General features: G+C 68.7%; 15 protein-coding genes and 1 pseudogene. 10 read left to right on the top strand and 6 right to left on the bottom strand.

Going from position 1 to position 16,866, the window contains the following annotated elements; all coding sequences use genetic code 11:
* Positions 1 to 85: 85 nt before the first annotated feature.
* The gene (locus AB0B45_RS14745; RefSeq protein ID WP_358130176.1) at positions 86 to 1,009 is read right to left on the bottom strand and encodes a hypothetical protein; all 924 of its coding nucleotides are present in this window, start codon (positions 1,007 to 1,009) and stop codon (positions 86 to 88) included.
* Positions 1,010 to 1,269: 260 nt separating this feature from the next.
* On the opposite strand from AB0B45_RS14745, the gene AB0B45_RS14740 reads away from it, so the two are divergent.
* Positions 1,270 to 1,407, top strand: coding sequence for a hypothetical protein (locus tag AB0B45_RS14740; RefSeq protein WP_358130173.1), 138 nt, complete (start codon positions 1,270 to 1,272; stop codon positions 1,405 to 1,407).
* A 117-nt stretch (positions 1,408 to 1,524) separates the two neighbouring features.
* On the opposite strand, the pseudogene AB0B45_RS14735 reads toward AB0B45_RS14740, so the two are convergent.
* The 3 genes and pseudogenes from AB0B45_RS14735 to AB0B45_RS14725 all read right to left on the bottom strand — a co-directional run bounded on the left by AB0B45_RS14735 (position 1,525) and on the right by AB0B45_RS14725 (position 4,282).
* Positions 1,525 to 2,567: pseudogene (locus tag AB0B45_RS14735) on the bottom strand (serine hydrolase domain-containing protein).
* A 170-nt stretch (positions 2,568 to 2,737) separates the two neighbouring features.
* Entirely contained in the window at positions 2,738 to 3,199 is a 462-nt protein-coding gene (locus AB0B45_RS14730) for an integrase core domain-containing protein (RefSeq protein ID WP_358130170.1), read from the bottom strand.
* Positions 3,200 to 3,241: 42 nt separating this feature from the next.
* A complete protein-coding gene (locus AB0B45_RS14725) occupies positions 3,242 to 4,282 on the bottom strand; it encodes an integrase core domain-containing protein (RefSeq protein ID WP_358130167.1) in 1,041 nt (346 codons plus the stop codon).
* A 482-nt stretch (positions 4,283 to 4,764) separates the two neighbouring features.
* Between AB0B45_RS14725 and AB0B45_RS14720 the strand changes: the two genes are divergently transcribed.
* The gene (locus AB0B45_RS14720) at positions 4,765 to 5,166 is read left to right on the top strand and encodes a hypothetical protein (protein WP_358130164.1); all 402 of its coding nucleotides are present in this window, start codon (positions 4,765 to 4,767) and stop codon (positions 5,164 to 5,166) included.
* 518 nt (positions 5,167 to 5,684) lie between these two features.
* On the opposite strand, the gene AB0B45_RS14715 is transcribed toward AB0B45_RS14720, so the two are convergent.
* Together AB0B45_RS14715 and AB0B45_RS14710 are read right to left on the bottom strand one after the other, a co-directional pair.
* Complete coding sequence (locus tag AB0B45_RS14715) at positions 5,685 to 6,002, bottom strand: hypothetical protein (RefSeq protein WP_358130161.1); 318 nt, start codon at positions 6,000 to 6,002, stop codon at positions 5,685 to 5,687.
* A gap of 350 nt (positions 6,003 to 6,352) precedes the next feature.
* Complete coding sequence (locus AB0B45_RS14710) at positions 6,353 to 6,841, bottom strand: MarR family transcriptional regulator (RefSeq protein WP_358130159.1); 489 nt, start codon at positions 6,839 to 6,841, stop codon at positions 6,353 to 6,355.
* A 151-nt stretch (positions 6,842 to 6,992) separates the two neighbouring features.
* Between AB0B45_RS14710 and AB0B45_RS14705 the strand changes: the two genes are divergently transcribed.
* From AB0B45_RS14705 to AB0B45_RS14670, 8 genes are all read left to right on the top strand, one after another.
* Positions 6,993 to 7,922, top strand: coding sequence for an NADP-dependent oxidoreductase (locus tag AB0B45_RS14705; RefSeq protein ID WP_358130156.1), 930 nt, complete (start codon positions 6,993 to 6,995; stop codon positions 7,920 to 7,922).
* 45 nt (positions 7,923 to 7,967) lie between these two features.
* Positions 7,968 to 8,924, top strand: coding sequence for an alpha/beta hydrolase (locus tag AB0B45_RS14700; RefSeq protein ID WP_358130154.1), 957 nt, complete (start codon positions 7,968 to 7,970; stop codon positions 8,922 to 8,924).
* A 242-nt stretch (positions 8,925 to 9,166) separates the two neighbouring features.
* Positions 9,167 to 9,328 (top strand): hypothetical protein, encoded by a 162-nt coding sequence (locus AB0B45_RS14695; RefSeq protein ID WP_358130151.1) that lies wholly within the window; start codon positions 9,167 to 9,169, stop codon positions 9,326 to 9,328.
* A gap of 568 nt (positions 9,329 to 9,896) precedes the next feature.
* Entirely contained in the window at positions 9,897 to 12,647 is a 2,751-nt protein-coding gene (locus tag AB0B45_RS14690; protein WP_358130148.1) for an AAA family ATPase, read from the top strand.
* Positions 12,648 to 12,801: 154 nt separating this feature from the next.
* Positions 12,802 to 13,797 carry an alpha/beta hydrolase gene (locus AB0B45_RS14685; protein WP_358130145.1) on the top strand — a complete coding sequence of 332 codons (996 nt, stop codon included), beginning with the start codon at positions 12,802 to 12,804 and terminating at the stop codon, positions 13,795 to 13,797.
* 165 nt (positions 13,798 to 13,962) lie between these two features.
* Positions 13,963 to 14,910, top strand: a complete 948-nt coding sequence (locus AB0B45_RS14680; protein ID WP_358130142.1) for an alpha/beta hydrolase — start codon at positions 13,963 to 13,965, stop codon at positions 14,908 to 14,910.
* An 8-nt stretch (positions 14,911 to 14,918) separates the two neighbouring features.
* Positions 14,919 to 15,629, top strand: a complete 711-nt coding sequence (locus AB0B45_RS14675) for an alpha/beta hydrolase (protein ID WP_358130140.1) — start codon at positions 14,919 to 14,921, stop codon at positions 15,627 to 15,629.
* Between the two features lie 349 nt (positions 15,630 to 15,978).
* Entirely contained in the window at positions 15,979 to 16,833 is an 855-nt protein-coding gene (locus AB0B45_RS14670) for an alpha/beta hydrolase (protein WP_358130137.1), read from the top strand.
* Positions 16,834 to 16,866 lie beyond the last annotated feature (33 nt).

Genomic DNA, 16,866 nt, shown 5'->3' with positions numbered 1-16,866 from the left:
CCTGCCGAAAATTACATCCATGCAGGTCAAGCGGCATGTGAGTACTCGTGAAGGACGCCGCCAAGCCGGTCTCGTCGGCGTATGTTCAGGTCGGTGATTCGCTCTGGATCTGTGATCGGATCCGGGACGGTACCCAGCGGGGCCGCTTGGGCCAGGCTTTGGTGGGCTCGGTGCTGGTTGTAGAACTGTTCGTACTCGCCCAGGGCGTGGGGCAGGTGGCGTTGGCGAGGATCTCGTTGATGAGGGTGGGAAACTTCCCATCCCGGTCTCGGATGAGAAAGCGCGCCCGACAGCCCGCATCGTCCAGATCCATCGCGAGATTCCTTATCGCCTGGGTGACCCAGGCAGCGGTCGGGTGGGCGGTGGTGCCGAGCACGCGGACTCGTCTGGTGGCGTGCTCGATGACGGCCAGGATGTACTGGCGCCGCCCGTTGAGGGTGACGGTCTCGATGAAGTCGCAGGCCAGAAGTGCGTCGGCTTGCGAGCGCAGGAAGTCTGCCCACGTGATGGACGCCCGCTCGGGTGCCGGATCAAGACCCTCCTGCTTGAGGATCTCCCAGACCGTGGACGCAGCGACCTTGATGCCGAGCATGGTCAGCTCGCCGTGCACCCGCCGATATCCCCAGGACGGGTTCTCACGAACCAGACGCAGGATGAGAACTCGGATGGAGCCGACGGCGACCGGGCGCCCAGGCCGCTTTGGCCGGCAGGTACGGGCGTGCCGCTGTTTCACCAGATCGCGGTGCCAGCGCAGGACGGTATCCGGGCGGACGAGAAGCCGCAGCCGGCGCAGGACCTCGCGAGGCAGCGATGTCAGTAGGGCGGCCAGGAAGACACGGTCCTCGGGAGCGAATCTCACCCTGGCATCGGCGCCGAACTGCCGTTCGAGGAGAGTGATCTGGTGACGCAGAGCGAGGATCTCGATGTCCTTGTCCCGATCGCCCATCGGCAGTAGCCGCAGAGCGGCGAAAGCGTTCGTGACGGTCAGATAGGCCAGGCGAAGGAGCACGGCCGATCATCATGCCGCATTCGTTTCCCTCGCCTGGCGTCGAAGCTCCTACACCCCACGCGAAGCCCTGCAAGGCCACGACCTGGGTGGATGGCATTCTCGGCAGGCGCAGCGCAGTGATGCCCAGGATGTGCACACGTCGTGTCTCGATCCCCATGGCGAACAGCACGTACAGGCGTTTGAGGAACACGGTGTCCACGTGTAGGAAGTCGCATGCCAAGATGCCGGACGCTTGCCGCCGTCGGAAGAGGGTGCCCTCGATGCCGGTACTCGCCTCGATCAAGTCCGCCGCCATGGACTGGACTCCGGACGGGCGCCTGGTCCTGACTGGTGACTTCGTCATGACGGACAAGGTGCACCCGGCGGAGTCCGACTATGCGGCCGTGGTGCTCGCCTGACGGTGCGGGGAGACGCGGGTGTCACTCAAGCGGCTGCCCGTTGAACAGCGCCACCTGGCCGTGCTCGCGCCTTAGCGGCTCACGCCTGAGGGGCCTGGCCGCCTTGAAGCTCGCGCCTCACGAGCACAGCAGGTCCGCCCCCGCCTGGGTGATGGCCTTGATGACCGTGAGGTCCTGGGCGGCGTCCAGTGTGGTGGAGACCGCGAAGTGCTTACGCCCGTCGAGTGTGCTGATCGTGGCCGAGGTGAACCCGGCGGCGCCGCCGTTCGTCTGCACGAGCTTGCCCCCGCAGGGCAACGGTGGCGGCGCGGGCGCGCCCTCCGGCGGGGCGGTGATCACCTTCTGCAGGTCGGCGGGCAGCAGCTTGCCCTGGATGAAGGCGGCGCGGTAGGCGGCCATGTCCCGGGCGGTGGAGATCACGCCTCCGGCCCCGTGGCCCCAGCTGGCGTTGATCCGGTCCATGTCGCGCAGCTTGCCGTCGGGCCCCGGCGTGTAGCCGTGGCCGTGCGGCCCCTTGATGCCCACTGGAGGCCGGACCGGCAGATAGGTCTTGGTCATGCCGAGCGGCCGCAACAACGCCGCTCGAACTCGGCGGCCAGGCTCCGGCCGGTGATCCGCTCGATGATCATGGTGAGCAGCGTGTAGTTGGCGCTGGAGTACGAGAACTTCTCCCCCGGCTCCTGGCTGCGGGGCTGAGACCGGGAGACCTTGAGCAGGTCGGCGGGCCGGTAGTAGGTCGTGATGTCGAAGATGTCCACGAGGTCGTGGCGGAACCACTCGGGCACCCCGGAGGTGTGGCGGATCAGCTGCCGTACGGTGATCTCGTCGGCCCGCTCGACCAGATCCTTCTCGGCCACGACCGGCAGGACGTCGCTGAGCCTGTCGTCGAGCCCGAGCCTGCCCTCCTTCACCAGTTGCAGGGCCACGGTCGCGGTCATGCCCTTGGTCTGGGAGCCGATCCGGTAGCGCGCGTCGGCTGGGATCTTCCCTCCTCGGCCGTCGATCAGGCGCGACCCGGCGCTGCCCCGGCCGACGCGCCTGCCGTCCACGTACAGCTCCCCGATGGCCCCCAGCACTCCCTTGGTGTCGGCCAGCCTCTCGACCACCCGTTGCACCTCGGGCCGGGTCAGGGCGTGAGCGGGCTGTGCCGTACCCAGCATCAGCACCGCGCAAGCCAGAGCGGCGTATCTCATCACGATGATCCTTTCCTCGCGTCGGCGGAGTTCGAGGATCTTCGCCGGGGTGCTAACTCCCGATAAGGACCATCCGGAGATACGGCCGCCCCGGGTCGCGATGGGCGGAGCTTGTGGGTGCCGAAAGTGGTGTCACCCTAAGCGACCTGCGCGTACTCATGGATCAGGCCGCCGAGGCGATCTCTGCGAACCAGCCGAATGCGATCCGTCGGCGGGGGCAGATCACGTTGTCCGTTCGGCGACGCCTGGTTCAGGATCCTGTGGGGTCGATGATGGTTGTAGTGATCGGTGCACTCCCCCAGGACATGTCGCAGCTGCCGCTCACCGGTGACCTGCATTCGGTCCAGGCATTCGCGGCGCACACTGCCGATCCACCGCTCGGCAATCGCGTTGGCCCGCGGCGCCCGCGCCGGCGTCGTGATGACCTTCACCCCGATCGAAGAGAACACCGCATCGAACATCGCCGTGAACTTCGCATCTCGATCCCGGATCAGGAACCGCACACCACCGGCGCTTGCCTGCAGGTCCATGAGCAGGTTGCGGGCCTGCTGCACAACCCACGTACCGGTCGGATTCGCCGTCACGCCGGCCAGATGCACCCTGTACCGCTCGAATATCGAGTTACGTGAGCTGAGCTGCGGTTAAGCGGCGTGGTGGTATTCGCTGATCATGCCTGCGACGACGGGTCTTCGGCAAACGGTCCGCAGGTCGTTGAGTTCGGCCACGTCTCGTGCGGACTGCGTTGCGGTGTCCGGGGGCCGTTGGTGCCGGGCCTGGTGCGGCCGATGCCCGTTGTAGTGGATCAGATACTCGCGGAGCACCAAGGCCAGATGGCGTTCACTGAGGATCAGGATCCGGTCCAACAGTTCGCGGCGCAGGGTGCCGGTGACCCGCTCGCAGATGGCGTTCATCCTCGGCGTCCGCGGCAGAGTGGTGACGATCCGAAGCCCTTCGGCTGTGAAGACCTCCCGAAAGGCGATAGTGAGGAGCGGGTCCCGATCGTGGATCAAGAACCGCAGCCCGGCGATGCGCTCCCCCAGGTCCATCGCCAGGTTGCGGGCCTGCTGCAACGTCCACGCCCCGGTCGGATGCGCGGTCACTCCGGCCAGGTGCAGTCGCCGGCTGCCGTGCTCGATGAAGACCAGCACATACAGCCGCTTGAGCAGAATCGTCCCGACCACCAGGAAGTCACACGCGATGATCGCGTGGGCTTGAGCGGTCAGGAACTGCCGCCAACTCGGCCCGGCCCGGCGGGGTGCCGGATCGATACCGGCCCCGTGCAGGATCTCCCACACCGTGGAGGCCGCGATCCTGAAGCCCAGGCGAGCCAACTCGCCCTGAATCCGCCGATGCCCCCAGGTCGGATTCTCCCGCGCCATCCGCACAATCAGCGCCTTGACCGGCCGGCAGGCGCAAGGCCGACCCGGGCACCGCCTGTCGGTGAACGTCCACTTACGCGCCACGAGGTCGCGATGCCAGCACAAGATCGTCGCAGGGGTTACCGGGAACACCTCGGCCCACCGGCGGCGCCGGATCAGTCGAGACAATGCCGCGAACCAGAGCCGGTCGGCACGACCCCATCGCGGCAGGACTCCGAGTTGACGGCGGAGCATTTGGTTCTCGTGCCGGAGCGCCAGCAGCTCAGCCTCTCTGGACGCATCAGAGCGGACCAGCAGCAGCACAAGCCCGCATAAGCACCGAACCACCCGGTAGATCAGCGACAACAGCACCCCGCGATGGGGACAGCCGCCGAACTGATCGCGCAGCAGAATCCCAGCTCAGAGCCCGAAACCGTGTTTTCGAGCGGGACAGCAGCCGCAGGAGCGAGAAGGTGGTCGTCACCAGGAGATAGGCCAAGCGCAGCAACACGACTGATCATCCTGCCGCTATCTGGCGCACCGCTCGAGGCGTTCACCCGAACGGACGGGTCGTCCACCATGCCTTTGACCTGCACGGATGCATAATCGGCACTCACAGGTCTACCCGGAAGGCAAGTTGGATAGAAGTTGGACTTTTTTTGATCTGCCGCATGGTCACCTACGTCGATAAATTCTCTCATCTCGGATCCGTGCGAGTGCAGCAAAGAGAGTGAGCTCTCGGATTCGGGCCGGTGATTGACATGCCTTGCGGTATGTCAATTGAGAGACAAAAGAGGAGATCGTACGTGGGTAAATTCAAGAATGGCCTGATGGCCATCGGCGGCATTGCAATGGTCGGCGGCCTGTTGGCCGCAGGAACGGGTACGAGCAGCGCCGCCAGTGAGATCGGATTCCGGCTTAGCAATTTCAACAGCCTCACAGTCACACTGTGCGTCAACACGGGCACTGACCGCGACTGCCTGAGGGACTCGCGCTTCAACGGACAGTCGGAGGTCAGAACATTGAGCTACGCCAGCTTGAACACGTGGCGCTGTTCGGTGGTCATCCGCGACGGCTTCGGGAAGGTATCCGAGTCTTATGCCACCAAGCCGTTCAGCCGAAACGAGTTCAAGGAATGCCTCGTACACAACGGCAAAATCCTACTCAAGCGGCCCAACGGTACTGAGATCGTGGCCCCCCGGGCTTAACACCTCATAACAAATGATCAGCGAGTATTGCCCGTCGCCGAGCCGACGGGCAATACTCGTCGAGTTATCGCGGGAGCGAAAGCGGCCCCGGCCTTCCGAAAGCGCCTCTTGCGGCCACGGCAGGTTGACACCTGCGGCTGCCGAAAATCGCATACATGCAGTTCAAGCGGCATGTGAGTACTCGTGGAGGATGCCGCCGAGCCGGTCTCGTCGGCGCATGTTCAGGTCGATGATTCGCTCGGGATCTGTGATCGGATCCGGGATGGTACGCAGCGGGGCCGCTTGGGCCAGGGCCTGATGAGCGGTGCCGGTTGTAGAACCGTTCGTACTCGCGCAGGGCGTGACGCGGGTGGCGTTCGTTCCACAGTAAGCAGCGGTCGAGAAGCTCTCGTCGGCACGACTGCACACATCGTTCCATGGCCGCGTTCATGCGCGGCATCCGGATCCCTGTGAGCACGGTCTGGATACCTGCGTCGGAGAGGATCTCGTCCATGAGGGCCGGGAGCTTCGCATCCCGGTCACGGATCAGGTAGCGCACCCGGCAGCCCGCGTCCTCGAGTCAGATCGCGGTGCCGGCGCAGGACGGTATCCGGCCGGACGAGAAGCCGTAGCCGGCGTAGCACCTCGCGCCGCAGCGAGGTCAGAAGCGCGGCGAGAAAGGTCCGGTCCCCAGGCGCGAGTCTCAACCTGCTGTCGGCGCCGAGCTGCCGTTCAAGCACGGCTACCTGGTGGCGCAGGGCGAGTATCTCGATGGCCTTGTCCTGATCGCCCATCGGCAGCAGCCGCAGCGCGGCGAAGGCGTTCGCGGCGGCGAGGTAGGCCAGGCGAAGGAGCACGGCTGATCATCATGCCGCACAGACTGCCTCTCGGAGTGACCGGAGATTGCCCACGCCATGAGAAGACCTGCAAGGCCGGTGACTTGGTCGGATGACTTTTTCGGCAGGCGCAAACCATCGAGTGACCTCACCTCAGGCGTCCGCGCTACAGGGGACCCTCAGGAGAGCTTGCGAGGCGATGACGATGCCACACGCCGCCGACAACTCCGCCGCCACATCGCGTCGCTACGCGATCATCGCCTACGGGACGCCACCCCGGAGCGGGAACCGCAGCTACGAGCGGTAAAGGTGCTGCTGGACGCGCTGGGAGACGGTATCGGGCGTTTCGTCGTTGCTGAAGGGCTGGGCGCTTACTTGCGGGATTTGCGGGGGGCGGCGGAGCGGGGCGGCTCGGCGCGCATGTGGTTGCGGACGCGGGTCATGATGTCGCCGAGGTCGTGCAGGTCCTCTTCAGTGAGGGGGTTGAACAGCAGGCGGCGCACGACCTCGATGTGGCCGGGCAGGACGCGCCCGACGAGGGCGAGGCCGCCGTCGGTGATGGTGACCAGTGTGGCGCGCTCGTCGTCGGGGCTGGGGCCGCGCGTGACGAGGCCGGCCCTCTCCAGCAGGCTGGCCTGGTAGGTCAGGCCGCTGCGGCTGTAGACGACGCCGTCGGCCAGCTCGGTCATGGTCAGCTGCCTGGCGTCGGCGAGGCGGGCCAGGAGCTGGAACTGCACGTAACTCAGGTCGCCCTCCGCCCGCAACTGCTGCTCGACGGCGTGCTGGAGCAGGCTGACGGCCTCCATAAGCGCGAAGTAGGTGCCCAGCTGCGTGGGGTGGAGGGCGTCGGTTTCAGGCATCCACCCATCCTATATGTTTCGAATTCAAAGCATATCTCGAAAGCGCAGTGATGAACGTCACATCCTTCCCGGGATTGCTTTGAACTCGAAGCAGGTTACCGTCTTCGCATCACATCGCTTCGAATTCGAAGCAATAACTCGAGGAGAGATCATGAAGGCAGTCCGGTTCCACCGCTACGGCGACAGCGACGTCCTGACCTACGAGGAGGCAGACCGCCCCGTCCCCGGCGCGGCGCAGGTGCTGGTAAAGGTGGCCGGCACCTCGTTCAACCCGGTCGACGCGGCGATCCGCGCCGGGTACCTGCAGCAGGTGTTCCCGCTGGTCTTCCCGCACGTGCCAGGCATCGACGTCGCCGGCACCGTCGCCGAGCTCGGCCCGGACGTCACCGGCTGGAGCGCCGGAGACCCGGTCGTGGCGTTCCTGCCGATGAGCGCGCCCGGCGCCGCCGCGGAATACGTGCTCGCGCCGTCCGAGGCGCTGGCCCCCGCTCCGCGGACGGTGGATCTGGCCGACGCCGCCGCCCTCCCCGCGACCGCTCTGACGGCCTGGCAGGCACTGTTCGAGCACGCCGAGCTGAGGGCCGGGCAGACCATCCTGATCAATGGCGCCGGCGGCGCGGTCGGCGGGTACGCCGTCCAGCTCGCCAAGCGGGCCAGAGCCACCGTCACCGCGACCGCGAGCGCGCGCAGCGCCGACCGGGTCCGGGCCTACGGGGCCGACCGGATCATCGACTACACCGTCATCCCCGTCACCCAGGCCGCCGGCGGCCGGTTCGACGTCGTGCTCAACCTGGTGACCACCTCGGTGGAGGAGACCGCCGCCCTGGTCGGCCTCGTCAGCGACGGCGGGGTCCTGGTCAGCACCACCACTCCCGCTCCCGAGGACACAGCGCGCGGGGTGCGGACGGTGCGGGCGTTCGCCCGCAGCGACACCGCCCGGCTCGCGGAGCTAGTCGCCCGCGTCGACGCCGGCGAGCTGCGAATCGACGTCGCCGACCGGCGCCCGCTGGCAGACCTCGCCGACGTCCACGAGCAGGCGGTCACCGGGAGGCTCGTCGGCAAGACGGTCATCACTGTCTGACCCTTCCTCACCCTCATCCCCGACACATCCACACGGAGTCCTGTTATGCCTTTCGCTCTTGATCCCCAGGTTGCCGATGCCCTTGCGCCGATCGCCGCGGCGATGGCCGGCAGCACGCCCCCGCCGGTCGGGGACGTCGCCGGCCGCCGCGCCGCGCTGGAAGGGCTCATCGCCCACGCCGACGCGGCCCAGCCGAGGCCTGCCGACGTCACGATCACCGACCACCACCTGCTCACCTCCGACGGCGAGAAGATCCTGCTGCGCTGGTACACCAAGCAGGGCGCGCCCAGCGAGCCCGGACCGGCGGCCGCCTACTTCCACGGCGGCGGCATGATCCTCGGCCACGTCGGGCTGTTCGACGGCGCTATCTCCCGCTACGGCTCCGCCAGCGGCACCCCGATCCTGTCGGTGGACTACCGGCTCGCTCCCGAGCACCCGCACCCGACCCCGGTCGAGGACGCCTACGCCGGCCTCGTATGGCTGCACGAGAACGCCGCCGTACTCGGCGTCGATCCGGCCCGCATCGCGGTCTTCGGCGACAGCGCCGGCGGTGGGATCGCCGCGGCGGTCTCGATCCTGGCGCGAGATCGGCAGGGGCCCGCGATCGCCCAGCAGATACTGGTCATGCCGATGCTCGACGACCGCACCCTCACCCCCGACCCGCAGCTGGCGCCGTACGCGCTTTGGTCCTGGGACGACAACCGCACCGGCTGGGGCGCGCTGCTGGGCGACGCCATCGCCGGCCCCGACGTGCCGGCCCACGCCGCACCCGCACGGGTGGCCGATCCGGCCGGACTGCCCCCGGCCTATATCGAGGTCGGCCAGCTGGACATCTTCCGCGACGAGGACCTCACCTACGCCCTACGGCTCAGCCAGGCCGGCGTCCCGGTCGAGTTCCACCTTCACCCGGGCGTGCCGCACGAGTTCGAGAGCATCGCCTTCATCTCCGACGTGGCCAAGCGTGTCATGGCCGACCGGATCCGGGTCCTCTCCTCACTCTGACGGCATGCGCCGGTGCCGACGGCGGGGGCCCGCCCGGAGGGCGCCTGCCGGTGGCAGGCCGGCCGAGCCGTCCCCGCCGGAGGACCTGGCACAGGTGCACGGAATGACCTCTGGCTAGCCACATGCACCTATGTCGCCAGCCATCTCTCCATTGATCACATCGCTAGGGAACGCACCATGACAACCACCTTTTCACCCCGGACGACGCCGCGATCCTGCTGATCGACCACCAGGTCGGCACCATGCGATGGAAGGATGCCGACGACATCGCCCTGCGCCGCATGGAACGCGCCGGCGCCGACATCACCTCCACCAACCAGGTCCTGGCGGAACTCGCCGCCGACTGGGCTTCACCTTCCGGCCAGAAGGTCCTGCCCATCATGTTCGACCTCATCCCGGCCTGAACCCAGGCCGGCATCCGACCCCGCCCGACATCGACCAATGGCCGGTCACACGCATCGGTCCACCGCCCAGGCGGTCACCCCGATCGGAGACCGGCCATGAGCATGGCATTGCGGGTGCCGATTATTCATCCGTGCAGGTCGCGGGCATGATGCGTTCCCTCGCGCTCCCGTCACTTGCCCGCACGGCGCGCTAGATGGCCGGCCCGGTCTACGGCGGCCCTGCCTGTACGGCGAAGCCGTACGGGGGAAATCGCTCTTGTCGAACGCGATCCAGCGATCCTGGGCGCGCTGCCTGAGGGTACGGCGCTGGACTCGCGGCGAGGACGCGATGTTCGGATTGGCCGGCCATCCGGCGTGTGTGAGCGGCATGGGAGAATGCGTTACTGCTCCGACGCTGTGGCCTGCCTGGCTGAGTAGTCGCTGGCCTCAGGGCAGTGATGCGACGGGAGAGGAGGCATGCCGTGAACGACCCGACCGGTTGTGCCCCTTGCGCAGGGTCCACCAGCTCTTCCGGAGCAGGCATCGTGGAGACGGCGGGCACAGCGCCACGCGTAGGGCCGAGCCAGCTATGACCCTGGTCGGTCGGCGGTCCGAGATCCGTCGCATCCTGAACGTCATCGAGGCGGAGCGCGGCGAATCGCGGATGCTGATCCTGCTCGGCGAGGCCGGCGCGGGCAAGACGAGGTTGGTGGCTGCCGTCGCCGACCATGCCCGTGGCAGCGGAAGGGTCGTACTGACGTGTCAGGGCAGCGAAGCGGAGTCGCAGCAGTCCTTCGCGTCCTTGCACCAGCTGCTTCTTCCTGTCCTGCCGGAGGTCGGCACTCTTGCCGAGCATCTGCGGGGGGCGCTGGAGAGCGCGGTGGGCATCGCTCCGGTGAACGGCCAGCCGGACCCGATGCTGCTGCGTGTGGCGGTCCTGACATTGCTGACTGGCCTCTCCCGGCGGCGGCCCGTCCTGCTGGTCGTGGACGACGTCCAGCACTCCGACCGCGACTCTCTCGACGTCCTCGGCTTCGTAGCCCGCCGTATCACGGCGGAGGACGTTTCGGTGCTGCTGACGTCGCGTGGGCAGACTCCCCCGGAGGGTGTCGCCGGGGACCTGCCCACGCTGCACCTGGGGCCATTGAGCGAGCAGGCCGCGGCTGACCTCGTGGACGCTCAGCCGCACCCGCCCACCGGCCGGGCGCGGATCGACCTGCTCCAGCAGGCCGGCGGAAATCCGCTGGCCATCATCGAGCTGTGCCGGGCGGCCAAGATCGGTGGCACGGGAGCGCTGCCCGGTGGTGGCCTGCCGCAGACGGAGCGCATCCAGCAGATGTACGCAGCGCGTCTGCGCGGCCTGCCGGAGATCACCCAGCGGCTACTCCTGTACGCGGCGGCGTCGGAGTACGAAGACCTCGCCACGATCATGGCCGCCGCCGGCGCGGGGCCGGATATCGCGGTATGGGCTCCCGCCGAGGCCGCCGGCCTGGTCACCGTCGCGGAAGGGCGAGTCGTCTTCCGGCATCCGCTGGCGCGTGCGGGCTCGTATCACGGGGCTCCGGCCTACCTCCGGCAGCGGGCGCATCGGAACCTCGCGGCCGTTCTGACGGCGGATCCGGCCCGCCGGGCCTGGCATCTGGCCGCCGCGTGCCTCGGCCACGACGAGTCGGTGGCGGCGGCCCTGGAGGACACCGCGGAGCTCGCCGAGCGGCGTGGCGGGTTCTTCGCGGCGGCGCGGGCGCTGGAACGGTCGGCGGAGTGCAGCCTCGCCGCGGATGACCGGGCACGCCGGTACGCCAAGGCGCTCAGGGCCGCCAACAACGCCGGCGACCCCTCGTGGGTGCGCGAGCTGTACGGCAAGGTCACGGCGCTGACTCATGATCCGGACGTGCTAGGCCTGGCGGCGTGCGGCGCCGGCATGGCCCTGTCGTTGTTCGGCCACCAGCGGGAGGCGTTCCAGGTGCTGCTCGGAGCGCTGGAGCCGAAGTCCCCGAAGCATGGTACGACGGTGCTCGCCCTGATCGCCGTGCTCCAGGGGGTCGCGTTCCAGTCGGGGCTGCCCGAGGTCAGGGGGCGGATAGCGGGCCTGCTCGACCGGATCGAGACCGGAGGCGGCGACACGCCCTACGCGGAGCTGGAGACGATCGCGGCCTTCGACGCGGTTCGAGCCTCCACCCTGGCTGGGGCCGACCCGACGAACGCCCCCGAGCTGTTGCGGCGGACCTTGCGGCCGAACCTGCCGGAGCCGCTGGTCGGCGTCGCGCAGATGAACCGGTTGAGCGCCGTTGGCTGCATCGCCTGGGCGGCCGACGAGTCCGTGCTGTGCGTGGAGTCCCTCCGGCAGGCGTACGCCATGTTCCGCACGTATGGCTCCATGGGCGTTGCTGCTCCTACGCTGGCGTTGATGGGTTCGGCGCTGATCGACACCGGGCGGTGGGCGGAGGCCGACGACCTGCTGGAGGAGGCCGGGACGCTCGCGGCCGTCCACAAGCTGCGGCACCTGGAGATCGACGTCGAGGCGCTGCGGGTGACCCTCCAAGCCCTGCGCGGTCAGCCCGCGGTCATGCCGGCCGACCCGGCTTGGACGGTCGTCGGCCTGGAGGAGAACCGGGCCACACACGCGCGCTTGCTGCACGCCGCCGGCATCGCCGCCGCGTCGGCGGGCGACTTCGACGGCGCGTTTCGCCGGTTTCGGCTGCTGTTCGACGAGGACGGCGCACCTTTGCACTACTTCCTGTCGCACCGGTCGGTCGCCGATCTCGCGGCGGCCGCCCAGCGGGCGGGCCAGGGGGAAGAGGCGGCCCGCATCATGGCGGCGGTGCGCACCGCGTTGGGCCCGCGGCCGACGACCCGGATGACGCTGCTGCTTCACCACGCCGCCGCGCTCATCGGCGATCCGAAGGACGCCGAGCACCACTTCCGGCTCGCCACGGTGAACCCGGCCGGCGAGGAGTGGCCGCTGGTCCGGGCTCAGGCGAGGCTGCACTACGCGCAGTGGCTGCGCAGGCGGCGGCGCCCGCTGGACGCCCGCCCGCTCCTGGCCACGGCGCTGGAGTCGTTCAACCGGCTCGGCGCGATCGGCCTGGCCGAGGAGGCACGAGGTGAACTGCGGGCGAGCGGCGTCGCCGGCTCTCCCGCACCGGCCGATGCGCTGGCGGGGCTGACCGCTCAGCAGCGCCAGATCGTACGGCTGGCGGCCCAGGGACTACGCAACCGGGAGATCGCCGAGCAGCTGATGCTCTCGCCCCGCACGGTCAGCTACCACCTGTACAACGTTTATCCGAAGCTCGGCGTGAGCAGCCGCAACCAGCTCCGCGCTCTGCTGGGCGATCTGTGACCGCCATGGCGAGCCGTCCGGCGGATGCGCCCATCTCCGAAGGCGGCAGAGATTCCGGTTCGTCGCGGACGGAGGGCAGCGCCGAGGGCGATCGCCCCAGCGGCCGGTGGGCCGCTGCTCGTTGATCACTACGACGACAGGAGAGGTGAGGCGCGTGAGTTTCGAGCCCGTCACGGGCCCAGGAGAGCCCGACCGCTTGGCCGTCGTCCTCGATCCCCTCGTTCAGCGGTTCGTCGAGGCCTCGGCCGCACCGCCCTACCTGCACCAGCTCGGTCCGCTCGACGGCCGGCAGGCGCTCCTGGAGATCCAGGGCCACACGCACGACGACTTCGATGTGGACGCCGAGTACGCCGTGGCGCCGGTGGGCCCCTCCGGGCTCGTCGGCTTCTGGATGTTCCGGCCTCCACGGACGGCCGGTCCTCTACCCGTGGTCGTGTACCTGCACGGCGGCCGCTGGATGCTCGGCGACGCGCGGACTCACGCGCGCATGATCTGCGAGCTGGCGGCCGCCAGTGCCGCCGTGTTTGTGGTCCCCGAGTACACCCGCACTCCCGAGGCCCGCTACCCCGTCGCGCTCGAGGAGTCGTACGCGGTGCTGACATGGTTGGTCGAGCAGGCCGCCGCCCTGGCGCTGGATGGCCGGAGGCTGGCGGTGGCCGGCGACTGTGCCGGTGCGACCATGGCCACGGCGCTCACCATGATGGCCAAGCAGCGCGGCGGCCCCCGCATCCGCGCGCAGCTGCTGTACTACCCGACGACCGACCCGTCCTGCGACACCGTGTCGCGGGAAAAGTTCGCGTCCGGCTACCTTCTGACGCGCGCGGCCTTGGAATGGTACTGGCAGCAGTACACCGACGACGGCGATGAGATCGCCGAACCCACTGCCTCGCCGCTGCGGGCCACCACGGCGGACCTTTCGGGGCTGCCTCCCACCCTGGTCGTATCGGCGGAGGCGGACGTCGTACGGGACGAGGGTGAGCAGTACTCGCGCCTGCTGCGGCGGGCGGGGGTGCCGGTGACCTGCGTGCGCTATCTGGGAACGGTGCACGACTTCGCATTCCTGAACCCGCTGCGGGACAGCCCGCCCACGGTGGCCGCGGTAAGGCAGGGCGGCAGCTTCCTCAAAGACGCCCTGGCCGACCGGCGCTGACACCGACAAGCCGCCTCTCCATCCGCGGAGGAGACAGGTCCCCTCTCTTCAGGATGCAGCCAGCGACAGACCAGTCGATTTACTGATGCATCCGTAAAGGCAGGTTTGCCAGCCTGAGGTGCGTGAGGCCGCAGCGGCACGTCATGCACAGGGAGAGAGGCCAGGATGTCCACTGTCAAACCGGTTCTCGAAAGGGCCGCGCAGGCCTTCGCCGAGGCCACCGCCAACCCGCCCTTCCTGTTCGACCTCGATCCCGCCGACGGCCGCAAGGCCGTAGACGAGGCCCAGACGCCCGAGATCGAGGTGCCGGGCACCGGCAAGGAGATTCTCACGGTCGCCGACGGGTTGACGGTGAGCGTGTTCCGGCCGGCGGGCGTGAGCGACCCCCTCCCGGTGATCCTCTACGTGCACGGGGCGGGCTGGGTGTTCGGCAACGACCACACACACGGCCGTCTTGCCCGCGAGCTGGCCCTCGGCGTGGGCGCGGCGGTGGTGTTCGTCAACTACAGCGCTTCCCCCGAGGCCCGCTACCCGGTCGCGATCGAACAAATCCACACCGCCGCCCGCTGGGTGGTCGAGCAGGGTGCCGCCCATGGCCTGGACGCCTCCCGCCTGGCGGTCGCCGGAGACTCGGTCGGCGGGAACATGGCCATCGCACTCACGTTGCTGGCCAAGGAGCGCGGCGGGATTCCGTTGGCGGCGCAGGTGCTGTTCTATCCGGTCACCGACGCCGCCTTCGACACCGGCTCCTACCACGAGTTCGCCGAGGGGTACTTCCTGCGCCGCGACGGCATGCGGTGGTTCTGGGACCAGTACACCCCTGACGAGGCTGAGCGGGCCGAGATCACCGCCTCGCCGTTGCGGGCCACCACCGGCCAGCTGGCGGGCCTGCCGCCGGCGCTGGTCATCACCGCCGAGGCGGACGTGCTTCGCGACGAGGGCGAGGAGTACGCGAACAAGCTGCGGGCGGCCGGGGTCGCGGTCACCGCTGTGCGCTACCAGGGCGTCATCCACGATTTCGTGATGCTCAACGCCCTGCGCGCAACCCGCGCCGCCGAGGCCGCCATCGGTCAGGCCATCGACTTCCTGTCCACCGCGCTGAAGACCCACTAGGAGCGATCTTGACCACTTCGCCCACCGTCGTCCTCGTCCATGGGGCGTTCGCCGAGTCGGCCAGCTGGAACGGCGTCGTCAGCAGGCTGTGCGAGCATGATCTGAGCGTGATCGCCATCGCCAACCCGCTGCGTAGCCTGTCAGGTGACGCCGATGTCGTAGCCGGCCTGGTGTCCTCCCTCGACGGCCCGGTCGTCCTGGTCGGCCACTCCTACGGCGGCCAGGTCATCTCGGGCGCCGTTCGCGGCGACGAGCAGGTCAAGGCGCTGGTGTTCGTGGCGGCGTTCGCCCCCGAGGAGGGCGAGAGCATCGCCGAGCTGAGCGGCCGCTTTCCCGGCAGCACGCTCGGTGAGACGCTGAACGCGGTCGCGCTGCCCGACGGCGGCACCGATCTGTACATCCGCCAGGAGCGCTACCACCAGCAGTTCGCCGCCGACCTGCCGCCGGAGCGCGCCGCCTTGGATGCCGTCACCCAGCGACCGTTGAACGACCGGGCGTTGCATGACAAGTCCGGTCCGCCGGCCTGGCGGCACCTGCCGTCCTGGTTCGTCTATCCCGAACTGGACTTCAACATCCCGCTAGCCGCGCACCGGTTCATGGCGGAACGGGCCGGTGCCCGCGAGCAGGTAGAGATCGGCGGCGCCTCGCACGCGTTGCCCTCTTCCCAGCCCGTCGCCGTGGCCGATGTCATCCTCAAGGCCGTCGAAGCCGTGGCGTGACGATCCTCTCGCCGCAAGCCGAGCAACACCTGAGCCCCCGCGAGAGTCGGTAAATCGGCATCGGCGGCGGGTCGCCTCGGACTGGTGATCCGCCGAGCCGTCATCCGGGGAGCGCGCTGGTGCGCTGGCGAAGGGCCGTGCCCTGCTCGGTGAGCGACACGTGAACGGCTCGCTCGTCGTCGGCACGGCGCTGGCCTCGTGCCGGCCCGTTCGCCGAGGGGTACCCATCCCCGATGACCGCGGTCCGCCACGCTCCAGCATGGCCGAAAACCAGGCCGAACGCGGCACACCCGTGACTCGCCCCCGTAAGACCGCCACCTCCCGGTAACAACCTCGAAGGAGAACCGCTATGTCTCGTTCCTCCCCCACCCGCTCGGTCGTTCGCACCCTCGCCACCATGGCCATCGCCCCAGTCGTGGTCGGCTCGCTGCTCACCGCCACCGCGGCAAGCAGCAGCGCCGCCGCTTCGCAGCAGGACGAGACATCCAAGGCCAAGCCGACCATCGTCCTTGTCCACGGCGCCTTCGCCGACGCCTCCAGCTGGTCCGATGTCATCCGGCGCCTGCAACGCGACGGCTATCGCGTCATCGCCACTGCCAACCCCCTGCGCGGACTGAGCAGCGACGCCGCCTACCTGCGTAGCGTCCTGGACACCGTGGACGGGCCCGTGGTCCTGGTCGGCCACTCCTATGGCGGCTCGGTCATCAGCCAGGCCGCCGCCGCCGACCCGGACGTCAAGGCGCTGGTCTACATCGCCGCGTTCATCCCCGACGCCGGCGAGAGCGCCGCCGAACTGGCCGGCAAGTACCCCGGCAGCACCCTGGGCGAAACCCTGAGCAAGGCCTCCTACCCCCTGCCCGACGGCGGCACCGGCACCGAGCTAACCATCAACCAGGACAGGTTCCGCAAGCAGTTCGCCGCCGACGTGCCCGCCACTACCGCCGCGATCATGGCAGCCACCCAGCGGCCGGCCTCCACCCTCGCCCTGGAGGAGAAGGCCACGAAGGCCGCCTGGAAAGACATCCGCTCCTACGCCCTGATCGCCGGCAAGGACTACAACATCCCGCCCAGGGCCCAGCAGTGGATGGCCAAGCGCGCCCACTCCCACACCGTCACCATCAAGCGCGCCTCACACGCAATCTCGGTCTCCGAACCCGCAGCCGTCACCGACCTCATCCGCCGCGCCGCCGGCGACATCCGCTGACACACCTCGGCCTCACCGGCCACGGCCGGTACC

It is taken from the genome of Nonomuraea sp. NPDC049152 (genome assembly GCF_040648355.1).
Lineage (GTDB): Bacteria > Actinomycetota > Actinomycetes > Streptosporangiales > Streptosporangiaceae > Nonomuraea.
Note: the sequence above shows the minus strand (reverse complement) of the source record. Positions and strands in the feature narration are given on the sequence as shown.

Excerpts from the sequence above, each read along its gene's own strand:
- AB0B45_RS14740 (WP_358130173.1), top strand. The coding sequence starts at position 1,270 with ATGCCGGTACTCGCCTCGATCAAGTCCGCCGCCATGGACTGGACTCCG.
- AB0B45_RS14710 (WP_358130159.1), bottom strand. The coding sequence starts at position 6,841 with ATGCCTGAAACCGACGCCCTCCACCCCACGCAGCTGGGCACCTACTTC.
- AB0B45_RS14705 (WP_358130156.1), top strand. The coding sequence starts at position 6,993 with ATGAAGGCAGTCCGGTTCCACCGCTACGGCGACAGCGACGTCCTGACC.
- AB0B45_RS14700 (WP_358130154.1), top strand. The coding sequence starts at position 7,968 with ATGCCTTTCGCTCTTGATCCCCAGGTTGCCGATGCCCTTGCGCCGATC.
- AB0B45_RS14695 (WP_358130151.1), top strand. The coding sequence starts at position 9,167 with ATGCGATGGAAGGATGCCGACGACATCGCCCTGCGCCGCATGGAACGC.
- AB0B45_RS14690 (WP_358130148.1), top strand. The coding sequence starts at position 9,897 with ATGACCCTGGTCGGTCGGCGGTCCGAGATCCGTCGCATCCTGAACGTC.
- AB0B45_RS14680 (WP_358130142.1), top strand. The coding sequence starts at position 13,963 with ATGTCCACTGTCAAACCGGTTCTCGAAAGGGCCGCGCAGGCCTTCGCC.
- AB0B45_RS14670 (WP_358130137.1), top strand. The coding sequence starts at position 15,979 with ATGTCTCGTTCCTCCCCCACCCGCTCGGTCGTTCGCACCCTCGCCACC.